General features: G+C 74.2%; 9 protein-coding genes. 1 reads left to right on the top strand and 8 read right to left on the bottom strand.

Features of this window, described 5'->3' with window-relative positions; all coding sequences use genetic code 11:
* Positions 1-138: 138 nt before the first annotated feature.
* From ACZ7GJ_RS04080 to ACZ7GJ_RS04065, 4 genes are all read right to left on the bottom strand, one after another.
* Entirely contained in the window at positions 139-471 is a 333-nt protein-coding gene (locus ACZ7GJ_RS04080; RefSeq protein WP_365918640.1) for a hypothetical protein, read from the bottom strand.
* Positions 468-839 (bottom strand): WhiB family transcriptional regulator, encoded by a 372-nt coding sequence (locus tag ACZ7GJ_RS04075; RefSeq protein WP_470749184.1) that lies wholly within the window; start codon positions 837-839, stop codon positions 468-470. Before ACZ7GJ_RS04075 ends, ACZ7GJ_RS04080 begins: the two co-directional genes overlap by 4 nt.
* Positions 840-1,020: 181 nt before the next feature.
* Complete coding sequence (locus ACZ7GJ_RS04070) at positions 1,021-1,365, bottom strand: hypothetical protein (protein WP_470749182.1); 345 nt, start codon at positions 1,363-1,365, stop codon at positions 1,021-1,023.
* Between the two features lie 167 nt (positions 1,366-1,532).
* Positions 1,533-3,698 (bottom strand): ATP-dependent DNA helicase UvrD2, encoded by a 2,166-nt coding sequence (locus ACZ7GJ_RS04065; protein WP_470749180.1) that lies wholly within the window; start codon positions 3,696-3,698, stop codon positions 1,533-1,535.
* A 173-nt stretch (positions 3,699-3,871) separates the two neighbouring features.
* On the opposite strand from ACZ7GJ_RS04065, the gene ACZ7GJ_RS04060 reads away from it, so the two are divergent.
* Positions 3,872-4,132, top strand: coding sequence for a mycoredoxin (locus ACZ7GJ_RS04060; protein ID WP_030011087.1), 261 nt, complete (start codon positions 3,872-3,874; stop codon positions 4,130-4,132).
* 97 nt (positions 4,133-4,229) lie between these two features.
* Here ACZ7GJ_RS04060 and nudC read toward each other — a convergent pair whose 3' ends face one another.
* The 4 genes from nudC to ACZ7GJ_RS04040 all read right to left on the bottom strand — a co-directional run bounded on the left by nudC (position 4,230) and on the right by ACZ7GJ_RS04040 (position 13,836).
* Positions 4,230-5,177, bottom strand: a complete 948-nt coding sequence (nudC, locus tag ACZ7GJ_RS04055) for an NAD(+) diphosphatase (RefSeq protein WP_470749178.1) — start codon at positions 5,175-5,177, stop codon at positions 4,230-4,232.
* Positions 5,178-5,256: 79 nt separating this feature from the next.
* A complete protein-coding gene (locus tag ACZ7GJ_RS04050) occupies positions 5,257-6,660 on the bottom strand; it encodes a dipeptidase (RefSeq protein WP_470749176.1) in 1,404 nt (467 codons plus the stop codon).
* Positions 6,661-6,670: 10 nt separating this feature from the next.
* Positions 6,671-10,300: an ATP-dependent DNA helicase gene (locus tag ACZ7GJ_RS04045; protein ID WP_470749174.1), complete on the bottom strand. Its 3,630-nt coding sequence runs from the start codon at positions 10,298-10,300 to the stop codon at positions 6,671-6,673.
* A 71-nt stretch (positions 10,301-10,371) separates the two neighbouring features.
* The gene (locus ACZ7GJ_RS04040) at positions 10,372-13,836 is read right to left on the bottom strand and encodes an ATP-dependent helicase (protein WP_470749172.1); all 3,465 of its coding nucleotides are present in this window, start codon (positions 13,834-13,836) and stop codon (positions 10,372-10,374) included.
* Positions 13,837-13,899 lie beyond the last annotated feature (63 nt).

The raw sequence follows: 13,899 nt of genomic DNA, 5'->3' as shown, positions 1-13,899 counted from the left end.
GTATCGCCCTACTTCACGATACCCCCCCCCCCCCCCCCCCCCCTCCTCCTCTCCCCCCCCCCCCCCCCTCCCCCCCCCCCCCTCCCTCCCCCCCCCCCCCCCCCCCCCCCGGGGTGGTTGCTGAGCCTTCTTCAGCTCTTAGTGCATGACGGCCATGGCCAGGGCGCGCCGGGCGCGCATGGAGACGCGCTCGGCTCGACGCTGCATGCGCCGGGCGGCGACCAGGCGCAGGGCGTGACGCTCGGCGTCCACCTCACGCATGCGGTCGTCCATATGGGCACGAGCCATGGCTTCTGGGATGAGTTGCATTTCGCGGGTCCTGTTCTGACGCGAGGTGATCGCGCCTGCGGTGATGAAGTCTGCGGTGGCGGAGCCGTGCGGCTGCTCGCTCGTGGTTGCGTGGGGGGACATGAGGGCCTGCTTCAGGGGGTCGCGCGTCAGGGGGCGGTCGATGGTTCCGTTGGCGGTCATGCCGCTGCAACCGGGTTCTTGCGCGGACGGCCACGGGGCCGCTTGCGGGCTACGACGACACCCTGGACGAAGAGCTCGCCACCCCAGACACCCCAGGGCTCACGGCGCTCCAGCGCACCGGCGAGGCAGGCCTCGACCAGCGGGCAGGTGCCGCAGAGGGACTTGGCGTACTCGACGTCCGCCGGGGACTCCGCGAAGAAGACCTCCGGGTCGTAGGTACGGCAGGCGACGGGGACGCCGAGGTTCTCGATGGCGTCGTCGAGCGCGGTCAGCGCGGTGAGCGGGGTCAAGGTGGAGTCCTCCGGAGCGGGGGGCGGGGTGATCGTTCGGGTCTGAGTTACGGACGGGGCGTGCGCTTCGAGTTGCACGGTGGTTTCTTCCTCGTCTTGTTCGACTGGTCGTACCGGCCGGTTGGCCGGGTTCGGCTGGTTCCTGTTCTGCCAGTCCCGAGGCCCCTTCGCTCCGTCATCCCCGTTCGGGGACAAACAGAAGGGCCGCGGATCCCGGGTGGGGTTCCGCGGCCCTGAAGGCGCCGGCCTGATCGTCGGATCAGGCTGGATCACTCCAGGGTTCGAGCCCGCGGAAGGCCCACATCAGGTGGTGCTGCTGCTTCTTCGTCTTCTTCGTCTGGGATCCGGCACCGGCTGCGGCGGCGAAGCCATAGACGCCGTGCGTCTTCGCTTCTGCTGCCAGTACTGCCACCGGTGCCTGGGTCGGTCGCTCATTGCGCTCACTGACGAGCAGCGCGGCGGGCGCGGCCGTCAGGGCAGGACCGTCTGCGCAAATCGCGGACAGACCGGTACCCAGGAGCGGAAGGAGCGCGGAGGAGCCGAGCGTGCAGGAAGCGTCGACCGAGCGATCGGTCATTTTGGTGAAGGTCATGAAGCTGGTCACTGGTCTCGCCTCCTCTCGGCGTCTCGGGGACTCGGCCCGGAGGCCTGTCCCATGCGTATTCGGATAAGTACAGCACGGATCCAGGGCTTCGGAGAAGCCACCGTTTCCGTTGCTAAGAACCTATGGGTCTTCGCTGGGCATGTGCAAACTATTTTTCCGACGAGTTTCTACGCGTCGTCAGAATCCTCGGCCCCAGGGTCCTCACCTGCACAGATGGCCAGGACGTCGGCTCCGTACCGCTCAAGCTTGCGTCCACCCACTCCGGAGATCATCGAGAGCTCGCCCGCCTCGGTGGGCGCGGCCTCCGCGATGGCCATCAGGGTCTTGTCGGTGAAGACGCAGTACCCGGGCAGCCCCTGCTGCTTCGCCTGGACCGCGCGCCACTCCCGCAGCCGCTCGTAGAGCCCCTCGTCCATGTCGGACGGGCAGTCCTCGCAGCGCATCAGCTTGAGCTCGCCGGCCTCGGTCAGGGTCTTCCCGCAGACGCGGCACAGCACCGGGCCGCGGCGGCCGCGCTTGCGCGCCCCGCCCTCGGCCGGGCCGCCCGGTCTGCTGCCCGGGGCCGCAGAGCCCGGCCGCAGGCCGTTCAGGAAGCGGCTGGGGCGTCGGGAGGCCCGGCCGCCCGGGGCGCGCGAGAGGGCCCAGGAGAGCGTCAGGTGCAGCCGCGCCCGGGTGACGCCGACATACAGCAGCCGGCGCTCCTCCTCGATCTGCTCGTCGGTCTTGGCGTAGGTGATCGGCATCATGCCGTCGGTGAGGCCCACGAGGAACACGGAGTCCCACTCCAGGCCCTTCGCGGCGTGCAGCGAGGCGAGGGTGACGCCCTGGACGGTCGGTGCGTGCTGGGCGGCCTTGCGCTCCTCCAGCTCGATGGTGAGGTCCGCGAGGGTGGCCCCGGGCCGGGCCCTGGCGAAGTCCTCCGCGAGGCGCACCAGCGCGGCCACGGATTCCCACTGGTCGCGGACGGCGCCGGAGCCGGCGGGCGGCTCGCTGGTCCAGCCGGTGGAGCTGAGCACGGCCCGGACCTGGGCGCCCAGCTCCACGACGTCGTCGAGCAGGGGGTCGTTCCCGCCGGAGCGGGCGGCTCCGCGCAGGGCGAGGATCGCCTTCTGCACCTCGCCCCGCTCGAAGAAGCGCTCGGCGCCGCGCAGCTGGTACGGGACCCCGGCGTCGGCGAGGGCCTGCTCATAGACCTCGGACTGGGCGTTGATGCGGTAGAGCACCGCGATCTCGCCCGCCGGGACGCCGGCCGCGATCAGGTCCCGGATCCGGCGCGCGACGCCCTCGGCCTCGGCGGGCTCGTCGGGGTACTCGGCATAGACCGGGTCGGGGCCGGTCTCGCGCTGGGAGACCAGCTCCAGGCGGTGCTCGGCGGCGCGGCCCTTGGCCTGGGCGAGGAGGCCGTTGGCGAGGTGGACCACCTGGGGGGTGGAGCGGTAGTCGCGGACCAGCTTGACCAGGGTGGCCTGCGGGTAGCGGTTGCGGAAGTTCAGCAGGTGGTCGGGGGTGGCGCCGGTGAAGGAGTAGATCGTCTGGCTCGCGTCCCCGACGACGCACAGGCTGTCGCGCTCGCCGAGCCACAGGTCCAGCAGCCGCTGCTGGAGCGGGCTGACGTCCTGGTACTCATCGACCACGAAGTGCTGGTACTGGGCGCGGATCTGCTCGGCGATGTCGTGCCGGTCCTGGAGGATGCCGACGGTGAGCAGCAGCACGTCCTCGAAGTCGATCATGCCGCGGTCGCGCTTGAGCTGTTCGTACGTCCCGTAGATCTGGGCGATCTCGGCCATGTCCCGGGGGGCCTCGCGGCCCGCCTTGCGGGCGGCCGCCGGGTAGTCGGCGGGCACGGTCTGGGTGACCTTCGCCCACTCGATCTCACCGGTGACATCGCGCAGCTCATTGCGGTCGAGCCGGACGCGGCAGCGCGCGCCCGCCTCGGCCACGAACTGGATCTTGCGCTCCAGCAGCCGGGGCACCTCACCGCCGACCGCCTTGGGCCAGAAGTACTGGAGCTGGCGCAGGGCGGCCGAGTGGAAGGTACGGGCCTGGACCCCGCCCGCGCCCAGGGCGCGCAGGCGTCCGCGCATCTCGCCCGCGGCGCGGTTGGTGAAGGTGACCGCCAGCACGCTGGCGGGCATCAGCTGGCCGGAGCGGACGCCGTAGGCGATGCGGTGGGTGATCGCCCGGGTCTTGCCCGTACCGGCGCCGGCGAGCACGCACACCGGCCCGCGCAGGGTCGTCGCGACCTCGCGCTGCTCCGGGTCCAGGCCCAGGAGCACCGCGTCGGCCGAGTCGGCGCCTGCCGAGAAGGATGGGGAGTGCGTTGCTGCTGTCACCCCGCCATGCTGCCAGGTCTCGTGGGCCGGGCGGGAAAGTCGTCCACAGGCAGCCGGTATCCGTCGTACTTGTACGACGGACGGGGTACGAGGGACCGGGGGCCGGGAATGGCGGCGCGGTCCCGTACGTTCGAGTACTCGGACCACCGAGGCCCCACGAAGGAGAGCGCAGCATGCAGGACACGGGCACCGTCACGATGTACAGCACGACCTGGTGCGGCTACTGCCGCCGGCTGAAGACCCAGCTGGACCGGGAAGGCATCGCGTACAACGAGATCAACATCGAGCTCGACCCGGAGTCCGCGGCGTTCGTGGAGAAGGCGAACGGCGGCAACCAGACGGTTCCCACCGTGCTCGTGAAGTCCGCCGCCGGCAGCGAGTCCGTGATGACGAACCCGAGCCTGGCCCAGGTCAAGCAGGCCCTCGCCGTCTGAGCCCGGCCCCGGCCGCGCCGGCGCGGCACCGGAGCCGAGCACCAGAAAGGCCCCCGCCTCGGCGGGGGCCTTCTGCCGTCGGTGAGTGTGACGAGTATTACGCCGACTTCGGACGCGGCAGCGGCTCGCCGTACCAGAGCTCGACCAGCCGGGCCGCGATGGAGATGCCGCCCGCCGGCGGGTGGACCTCACCGGCCTCGATCGCCGCGCGCAGGTCCTCGCGGGAGAACCAGCGGGCCTCCTCGATCTCCTCGCCGTCGACCGTGATCTCCGAGGTGAGGGCCCGGGCGGTGAAGCCCAGCATCAGGCTGTACGGGAACGGCCAGGGCTGGCTGGCGACGTACTCGACCTCGCCGACCCTGACGCCCGCCTCCTCCCACACCTCGCGGACCACGGACTGCTCGATCGACTCGCCCGGCTCCACGAAGCCCGCGAGGGTCGAGAAGCGCCCCTCCGGCCAGTGCACCTGGCGGCCCAGCAGCGCCCGGTCGTGCTCGTCGGTGACCAGCATGATCACCGCCGGGTCGGTGCGCGGGTAGTGCTCGGCGCCGCAGCCCGGGCAGCGCCGGATGTGCCCGGCGGCCGCGACCACGGTGCGCTCGCCGCAGCGGGAGCAGAAGCGGTGCATGCGCTGCCAGTTCTCCAGCGCGACCGCGTGCACCATCAGCCCGGCGTCGCGCGGGGACAGCAGCAGGCCGGCCTCGCGCAGGCCGGCCGGGCGGGCCGACTGGTCCATGCGCCCCGGCAGCGAGTCCTTCTGCAGCGCGAAGTACCGTACGCCGTCCTCGTCCGTACCCAGGAAGTAGCGGTGCGTCTCGGTGACGGGCGCCTCGAATGCCGGGGTCATCACGATGCCGGTGCCCCCGTCGGGGGTGTCGTCGATCAGGACCTGGCCGCCGGAGACGACGAACACACGGGTCGTCGGGTGGCTCCAGGCCGCGGCGAGCCACGCCTCGTCGAGGCGGTGGTGCGCGGCGCGGTCGAGTCCGCTGGGCGCGGCAAGCGAGATCGGACGCTCGGTATGGGTGCTCACGTTACTTTCCAACTCCCCCGGTGGGTGGGACAGGCAGGCTCGGCAAGGCGGGTGTGTGCGTCAGGCGGGTGTGCGTCAGGCGGGTGTGTGCTCAGGCGGGTGCCCAGTGGGCGGCCAGGTCGCCCCAGAGGTAGGCGGTGGTCTCGACGCCCTTGAGCAGCAGGTCGAGCTCGACCTTCTCGTTCGGCGAGTGCCAGCCGTCCGAGGGCACGGAGATGCCGAGGAACAGGACCGGCGCCTCCAGCACGTCCTGGAGGTCCGCGGCCGGTCCCGATCCGCCCTCGCGGGTGAAGCGGACCTTCTCGCCGAAGGCGCGCCCCATGGCCCGTACGACGGACTGCAGCGCCGGGTGGTCCAGCGGCGTCAGGCACGGGCGGGTCGGGGCGCCGAAGGTGACGGCGTGCCGGATCCCGGCCGGGATCCGTGCGGCGACCCAGTCCCTGACGGCGGCCTCGACCTCGTACGGGTCCTGCCCGGACACCAGGCGGAACGAGAGCTTCAGGTGGGCGGAGGCGGGCACGATGGTCTTGCCGCCGGGGCCCTGGTAGCCGCCGCCGATGCCGTTGACCTCGGCGGTCGGGCGGGCCCAGACGCGCTCCAGGGTGGAGTAGCCCGCCTCGCCGGCCGCCGCGTGCGACTTGGCCGTGCGGAGCCACTCGGACTCGTCGAACGGCAGCTCGGCGATGAGCGCCCGCTCCTCGTCCGTGAGCTCGGCGATGTTGTCGTAGAAGCCCGGGATCGTGACCCGCTCGTCGGCATCGTGCAGGGCCGCCACGAGGCGGGCGGCGGCGGTGGCCGGGTTGGGCACGGCGCCGCCGAAGGCGCCCGAGTGGATGTCCTGGTCGGGGCCGTACAGGTCGATCTCGCAGTCGGCCACGCCGCGCATGCCGGTGCAGACGGTAGGGGTGGTCTCGGACCACATGCCGGTGTCGGAGACGATCACGATGTCGGCGGCGAGCTCGTCCGCGCGCTCCTCGACGAGGGCCCGGAAGTGGGGGGATCCGGACTCCTCCTCGCCCTCGACGAGGAGCTTGAGGTTCACGGCGGGGGCGGCTGCGCCGGTGGCCGCCAGGTGCGCCCGCAGGCCCAGGGTGTGGAAGAACACCTGGCCCTTGTCGTCGGCGGCGCCGCGCGCGTACATCCGGCCGTCCTTGACGACCGGCTCGAACGGGTCGGTGTGCCAGCCGTCGGCGAGCGCGGCGGGCTGCACGTCGTGGTGCCCGTACACGAGGACGGTGGGAGCGGCCGGGTCCTCGCTCGGCCAGTGCGCGAACACGGCGGGGGCGCCGGCGGTCTCCCAGACCTCGGCCACCGGGAAACCGGTCTCCTTGAACTTCGCGGCGAGCCAGTCGGCGCTGCGGCGTACGTCGTCAGCGTGCTCGGGCTGGGCCGAGACGGACGGGATGCGCAGCCAGTCGGCGAGGTCCTCCAGGAACGCGGCGCGGTGGGTGTCGATGTACGTGCGGACCACGCTGTCCGCCGGGGAGTCGCTCATGCACACGAGCCTAGCCGTCCGTATCTGGGTCACTTTCCGTGTCCGGTTCTACTTGGAGGATCCGCTCAAGGCGGGCCCGGCCGGGGAGGTTGCGGGGGCGGATGACGCGGCCGCTGCGGACGTGGAGGAAGGCGGCGGTGACCCGGTCGAGGGGCGTGCCGGTGGCTTCCGCCCAGGCCAGGCGGTATACGGCGAGCTGGAGGGGGTCGGCCTCGGTGGTGCGGCCGGTCTTCCAGTCGACGATCTCGTACGAGTCACCGGACTCGTCGGTGTGCTTGTACACGGCATCGATCCGGCCGCGGATCACGCGGCCGGCCAGGGTCAGCTGGACCGGGGCCTCCATGCGGTGCGGGGGCCGGTCGGCGTACGGGCTGCGCTCGAAGGCCGCCTTGAGGGCGTCGAGGTCGGCCTCGTCGGCGACCTCCTGGTCGGAGCCGGGGAGTTCGGTGGCGGGGTCGAGGACGTCGAGGAGGGGCAGCGGGAGCTCGTCGAAGCGGGACTCGACCCAGGCGTGGAAGCGCGTGCCCTGGCGCGCCGCGGGTTGCGGGGGTTTGGGCATGGGGCGGGCGAGGTCGCGTACGAAGCCCTGCTCGTCGGCGGCGAGCCGGAGCAGTTGGCTGGCGGAGAGGGCAGCGGGGAGCTCGACGTCCCGTACGGCCTGCCGGGCGCGGCGGAGCTCGCCCTCCAGGGCGTCGAGGTCCCGGTCCCAGGACGCGATGGCCCGGGCCTCTTCGGGGGTGAGGCCGTCCCTCTGGGCGGGGCCGTTGGCCGGCGGGCGTGCGGGTCCGCCGGGGCGCGGCCCGGCGGGGGCCCAGCCGTCGGCCTCCGGCCACAGGTCTTCGGCGCCCGGGGCGGCGGATCCCGCGGCGGCGGGGGCCCTGCCGTTAGCCGGCGAGCGTGCGGGTACGCCGGGGCGCGGCCCGGCGGGGGCCCAGCCGTCGGCCTCCGGCCACAGGTCTTCGGCGCCGGGCGCGCCGGCCTCGGGCTCCGGCCAGGGGTCGTCGCCGCCCGGGGCGCCGGACCCCGCGGCGGCGGGGGCCCAGCCGTCGGCCGGGTCCGGCCAGGGGGCGTCCGCGGGGTCGGGCCAGGGGTCCTCGCAGTGGGGGGGCCAGAGGTAGGGGGCTTGCGGGGGTGGGGTGGCGAGGTGGGACTCGACCAGGGCGGCCGCGGCTCGGCGGAGGGTCAGGGAGTCCGGGTCCAGGGGGAGCGGCCAGGAGTGGTCCGCGGTGGACTCGGCGGCCAGGGCCGGGTTCTCCGCGTCCGGGGCCGGGGCCTCCGCCCAGACCTCGATCTCGCCGTGGCCAGCGGCGCAGTGGGCGTACAGCGCGTCGAGGAACGCGGAGGGCCCGCGGCGCTTCTTCTGGGTCGGGCCCCACCAGTGGCCCGACGCCAGCAGGAGGGAGCGGGGCCGGGTGAAGGTCACGTACCCGAGGCGGAGCTCCTCCGTCGACTTGTGGTCCTTCAGGGCCGTCTTGAAGGACTTCAGGCCGGCCGAGGTCCACGCGGGATCCCCCGGCAGGGTCTCGGAGTCGCCGCGCAGCGCGTACGGGAGGACCTTCGCGTACGAGGTCCAGGCCTCCGGCGCCTTCTCCTTCGGGAACGCGCCCGCGCACAGGTCCGGGACCACGACCACGTCCCACTCCAGCCCCTTGGACTTGTGGGCGGTGAGCACCTTGACCGTGTTCTCGCCGCCCGGCAGCGCGTGGTCCAGGCCCTTCTCGTACTGGGCGGCCGTGCGCAGGAAGGCCAGGAAGGCGAGCAGGGACGCCTCGCCGTCCAGCGCGGCGAAGCCGGCCGCCACGTCCAGGAAGCCGGAGAGCGTCTCCCGGCGGCGGGCCGCCAGCGCGTGCGGGGACGCGGACAGTTCGACATCGAGCCCGGTCGCCGAAAGGACCCGGTGCAGGACGTCCATCAGCGGGTCGGCGAGCGAGCGCCGCAGGTCGCGCAGCTCCTGCGCCAGGTGCGCGAAGCGGACCCGCGCGTCGGCCGAGAAGGGCAGGTGGTCGTCCGGGGCGGAGCCGCCGTCCAGGAACGTCTCCAGCGCGTCGGCCAGCGACACGATCTCCGCGGGGTCCACGCCCTCCACCGCCGCCGCGAGGCGCCCGTCCGGGTCGTCCCCCGAGGCGGGCGCGCGGCCGACCAGCAGCCGGGCGCGGCGGCCCAGCAGCGCCAGGTCCCGGGCGCCGATCCGCCAGCGCGGGCCGATGAGCAGGCGTACGAGGGCGGCATTGGCCCCGGGATCCTGCAGGACCTCGCAGACGGCGACCAGGTCCGCGACCTCCGGGAGGTGCAGCAGGCCGGAGAGGCCGACGACCTCCACGGGCACGTCCCGGGCCACCAGGACGGCCTGGATCCGCGCGAAGTCCCCGGCCGAGCGGCACAGTACGGCGATCTCGCGCGGCTCCGTACCCGTGCGGACCAGGTGCGCGACGGAGTCCCCGAGCCAGTCGAGCTCCTCGGCGTGGGTCTCCAGCAGGGCGCAGCGGACCTGCCCGTCGTACTCGGCGCCGGGCGCGGGCCGCAGTGCCTCGACGCCCTCGTGCATCGAGCGCAGCGGCGCGGCGAGGCCGTTGGCCAGGTCGAGCAGGCGGCCGCCGCTGCGCCGGTTCTCGCTCAGCGAGAGGCGGGTGGCGGGGCGGCCGTCGGCGTGCGGGAAGTGCTCGGGGAAGTCGTCGAGGTTGGCCACCGAGGCCCCGCGCCAGCCGTAGATCGCCTGGCAGGGGTCGCCGACGGCGGTCACGGGGTGGCCGGTCCCCCCGCCGAAGAGGCCGGACAGCAGCAGCCGCTGCGCCACCGAGGTGTCCTGGTACTCGTCCAGCAGCACCACGCGGAACTCCTCGCGCAGCAGCGCCCCCACCTCGGGCCGGGTGGTGGCGAGCTGCGCGGAGAGGGCTATCTGATCGCTGAAGTCGAGCAGGTCGCGGGAGCGCTTGGCGGCGCGGTAGCGCTCGGTCAGCTCCAGCAGTTCGAGGCGGCCGCGCACCGCCTCGGGCACCTTGCGCAGGTCGTCGTTGGTGAGCTTGGCGTCCGCGAGGCCGGCGAGGAGCCCGGTGTCGTACGCGCGCAGCTCGGCGGGTTCGACCAGGTGCTCGGACAGTTCTCCGTCGAGCGCGAGCAGGTCGCTGACCAGGTCGGGGATCGACTTCGTCAGGGCCGGGTACGGGCCGGGGGCCTCGCGCAGCACGCGCGCGGCGAGCTGGAAGCGGGTGGCGTCGGCGAGCAGCCGGGCGCTGGGCTCCAGACCGATGCGCAGGCCGTGGTCCTTCAGGAGCTGTCCGGCGAAGGCGTGGTACGTGGAGATGCGCGGCTCGCCGCCGGCCGTGTCGGCCTCGGCCGGGGAGGGGTCCGGATCGCTGATGCCGGCCCGCGCGAGGGCCACCCGTACCCGCTCGGCGAGCTCGCCCGCGGCCTTGTTGGTGAAGGTCAGGCCGAGGACCTGCTCGGGCGCGACCGCGCCGGTGCCGACCAGCCAGACCACTCGGGCGGCCATGACGGTGGTCTTGCCGGATCCGGCGCCCGCCACGATGACCTGTGGGGCGGGCGGGGCGGTGACGCAGGCCATCTGTTCGGGCGTGAACGGGATGCCGAGGAGCTCCTTGAGCTGCTCGGGGTCGGTGAGGACGGACGGACGCGCGGACACGTAAAGAGGCTAGCCGCCCCCACCGACACCCCTGCTCACCCGACCGCTCAGCCGACCCCTCGCTCGACCCCTCACTCGACCGTCTGGCGGCCTTCCGGGCGGGCGCTGCACGAGCTGCGGAAGGAGCAGTGGTCGCAGTGCTTGCCGGCGGCGGGCTCGAAGCGCTCGTCGAGGACCCGGCCGGCGGCGGTGGCGAGGAGGTCGCCGACCCACTCCCCGGCCAGCGGCTCCTGGGCCTGGATCTTCGGCACCGTGTCGCCGCCGTCGCGCTGGGCGGCACCCTGGCGCAGCTGGACGAGTTCGGCTCCGCCCGGTTCGGGGCGCAGCCCGTCGAAGACCTCGTCGACGGCACCCTCGCGGACGGCGAGCTGGTACACGGCGAGCTGGGGGTGGCGGGCGACCTCGTCGCGCGTCGGGGCGGACTTGCCGGTCTTGAAGTCGACGACGTACGCCCGCCCCTGCGGGTCGGCCTCGACCCGGTCCATGGAGCCGCGGATGCGGACGGCGTACTCGCCCGCTTCGAGCGTGACGTCGAAGTCGTGCTCCGTGGCCACGGCCTCGCGGCCGCCGCGGTCGGTGGTGTGCCAGCGCAGGAACCGTTCCAGGGCGGCGCGGGCGTTGTCCTTCTCCTGGCGGGACTTCCAGGGCGCGTCGAAGGCGAGGGAGTCCCAGACCGAGTCGAGGCGCTCCATCAGCACGGCGAGGTCGGCGGGGGTGCGTCCGGAGGCGACCTCGTCGGCGAGGACGTGGACGACGTTGCCGAAGCCCTGGGCGGCGGTGGAGGGGGTGTCGGCCTTGACCTCGCGGCCCAGGAACCACTGGAGGGAGCAGGTGTTGGCGAGCTGGTCCAGGGCGCTGCCGGAGAGGGCGAGGGGCCGCTCCCGGTCGCGCAGCGGGACGCTGCTGCGGGTGGGCTCGTACAGGCCCCACCAGCGTTGCGGGTGGGCGGCGGGCACCAGCGGGCGGTCCTCGTCGTCGGTGAGCACGGCGAGGCGGGCGAGGCGCCGGGCGGCGGCCTCGCGCAGGGCGGGCGAGGCGTCGGGGTCGACGGTGGTGGCGCGGAGCTCGGCGACGAGCGCCGGGACGGCGAGGGGGCGGCGGGGGCGGCCGGTGACGTCCTTGGGGGTGACGCCGAGCTCGGAGAGGAAGCGGGAGGGCTGGTCGCCGTCCTCGGCGGGGGCCTTGACGGCGGTGACGACGAGGCGGTCGCGGGCGCGGGTGGCGGCGACGTAGAACAGGCGGCGCTCCTCGGCGAGGAGCGCGCCGGGGGTGAGGGGCTCGGCGAGGCCGTCGCCGCCGATGCGGTCGGCTTCGAGGAGGGAGCCCCGGCGGCGCAGGTCGGGCCAGAGGCCGTCCTGCACGCCGGCGACGACGACGAGGGACCACTCCAGGCCCTTGGAGCGGTGGGCGGTCATGAGCCGTACGGCGTCGGAGCGGGTGGCGCGGGTGGTGAGGGTGTCGGCGGCGATGTCCTCGGCCTCCAGCTGTTCGAGGAGGTTGAGCGCGCCGCGGCCGCCGGTACGTTCCTCCGCGCGGGCGGCGGTGTCGAAGAGCGCGCAGACCGCGTCGAGGTCGCGGTCGGCGTTGCGGCCGGCGGCGCCGCCGCGGCGGGCGCCGCGTTCGAGGCGCTGGGGCCAGGGGGTGCCGTCCCAGAGGGTCCAGAGGGCCTCTTCGGCGGTGCCGCCGCCCTGGAGGAGCTCGCGCGCCTTGCGCAGGAGCAGGCCGAGGCGTTGCGCTCCGCGGGCGTGGGCGGGGTCGTGCGCGACGAGCCGCTCGGGTTCGGCGAGGGCGCGGGCGAGCAGTACGTCGGAGGGCGCGGGCGTCTTGACCCCGGCGGCCCGCTCCTCGTCGCGCAGGGCCCGCCCGAGCCGCCGCAGGTCGGCGGCGTCCATCCCGCCGAGCGGCGAGGCGAGCAGCGTCAGCGCGGCCTCGACCCCGATCCACCCCTCGCCCCCGGCGGCGCCGGGCCCGCCGACCCCGAACTCGTCGGCGTCGGCGGTACCGGAGTCCGTTTCGCCGGACGCGCCCTCGGCGGGGCCCGCCGGACCACCGGTCTCCGCACCGTCCGCGCCGGCTCCACCGGCGGGTACCACGGCCGGGCCGGAGTCCGACGGGGCGGGCTCGCCCGCGGCGGGCGCGGGGGCGCCTGGGGCGGCCGGGGCCTCGGCCGGAGTGCCCTCCGGGAGGGACACGGCGGCTGTGGCCGTGATGCGGAGGGCCGTCAGGAGGGGGGAGACGGCGGGTTCGTGGCGCAGGGGGGTGTCCGCGCCGTCCGTCTCGGCCGGGACTCCCGCCGAGATCAGGGCGCGGCGCATCGCCGGGAGGGTGCGGCCGCCGGCGCGGACCAGGACGGCCATCTCGCCCCACGGCACGCCGTCCTCCAGGTGGGCCCGGCGCAGGATGTCGGCGATGTTGTCCAGTTCGGCGCCGGCCGTGGGGTACGTGAAGACCTCGACCCGGCCCCCGTCCCGCGTCGGCCGCAGGTCGCGGTGGGCCCGTACGGCCGCCGCCGGGAGGCGCGGCACCGGCATCCGGGCCGTCAGCAGGCGGGTGGCCGCGAGCAGACCCGCGGACTGGCGGCGGGAGACGGTCAGCGCGCGCACGGCGGCGCCCGGGAACGCGCTCTCGAAGTCGAGGACGTTGTTGATGTCCGCGCCCCGGAAGGCGTAGATCGACTGGTCGGGGTCGCCGAAGGCGACCAGCGTGCCCCCGGGCCCGGACAGGGCGCGCAGCAGGCGCAGCTGCGCGGCGTCGGTGTCCTGGAACTCGTCCACGAAGATCACGTCGTACGAGGAGGACAGCGCCGGCGTGCGCTCCGCCAGCAGCACGGCGCGGTGCACGAGTTCCGCGTAGTCGAGCGTGCCCTGGAGGTCCAGGACGTCGAGGTACTCGGAGAGGAAGGCCGCGGCCGCCTTCCAGTCCGGGCGGCCGATCTGGTGTGCGAAGTCGGACAGGGCCGCGGGTCCCAGGCCCAGCTCGCGCGCGCGGGCCAGCACGGCGCGCACCTCGTCCGCGAAGCCGCGGGTCGTCAGCGCGGCCCGCAGGTCGTCCGGCCAGCGGATCGAGCGGAGCCGGCGCTGGCCCTCCAGGAGGGTGCGGACCATCACGTCCTGCTCGGGCCCGGACAGCAGCCGCAGCGGGTCGGCGAACAGGTCGGTGTCCTGGTGGGCGCGGACCAGGCCGTAGCAGAACGAGTGGAAGGTGGTGGCCTGCGGGGCGCGCGCACCGCCGAGGCGCAGGGCGGCGCGGTCGCGCAGTTCCACGGCCGCCTTGCGGCTGAAGGTGAGGATCAGGATGCGGGCGGGGTCGGTCCCGGCCTCCACGCGGGCCGCGGCCGCCTCGACCAGCGTGGTCGTCTTTCCGGTGCCCGGTCCGGCGAGGACGAGCAGCGGTCCGCGGGTGTGGTCAACCACGGCCTGCTGCGCTGCGTCCAGCACAGGGGGATCCACCCGTTCCGGCCCGGTGCGCACGAGGCGGTACGCGTCAGAGGTCCGCGTACGCCGCCGCTCGGTGCGGTCGGAGGAAGAGGTGTTCACGTGGGGTGCCGGTCCTGGTGGGTCTGCGGTTGCTGGCGTTGCTGGCGTTGCTCGTGCGGCTGG

The sequence above is a fragment of the Streptomyces sp. NPDC037242 genome (assembly GCF_055604165.1).
The sequence above is the reverse complement of the archived record's forward strand: the minus strand, read 5'-3'. Positions and strand labels throughout refer to the sequence as shown.

Bases quoted from the DNA above. Each gene is read 5' to 3' on its own strand.
- ACZ7GJ_RS04080 (WP_365918640.1), bottom strand. From the start codon at position 471: ATGACCGCCAACGGAACCATCGACCGCCCCCTGACGCGCGACCCCCTG.
- ACZ7GJ_RS04060 (WP_030011087.1), top strand. From the start codon at position 3,872: ATGCAGGACACGGGCACCGTCACGATGTACAGCACGACCTGGTGCGGC.
- ACZ7GJ_RS04050 (WP_470749176.1), bottom strand. From the start codon at position 6,660: ATGAGCGACTCCCCGGCGGACAGCGTGGTCCGCACGTACATCGACACC.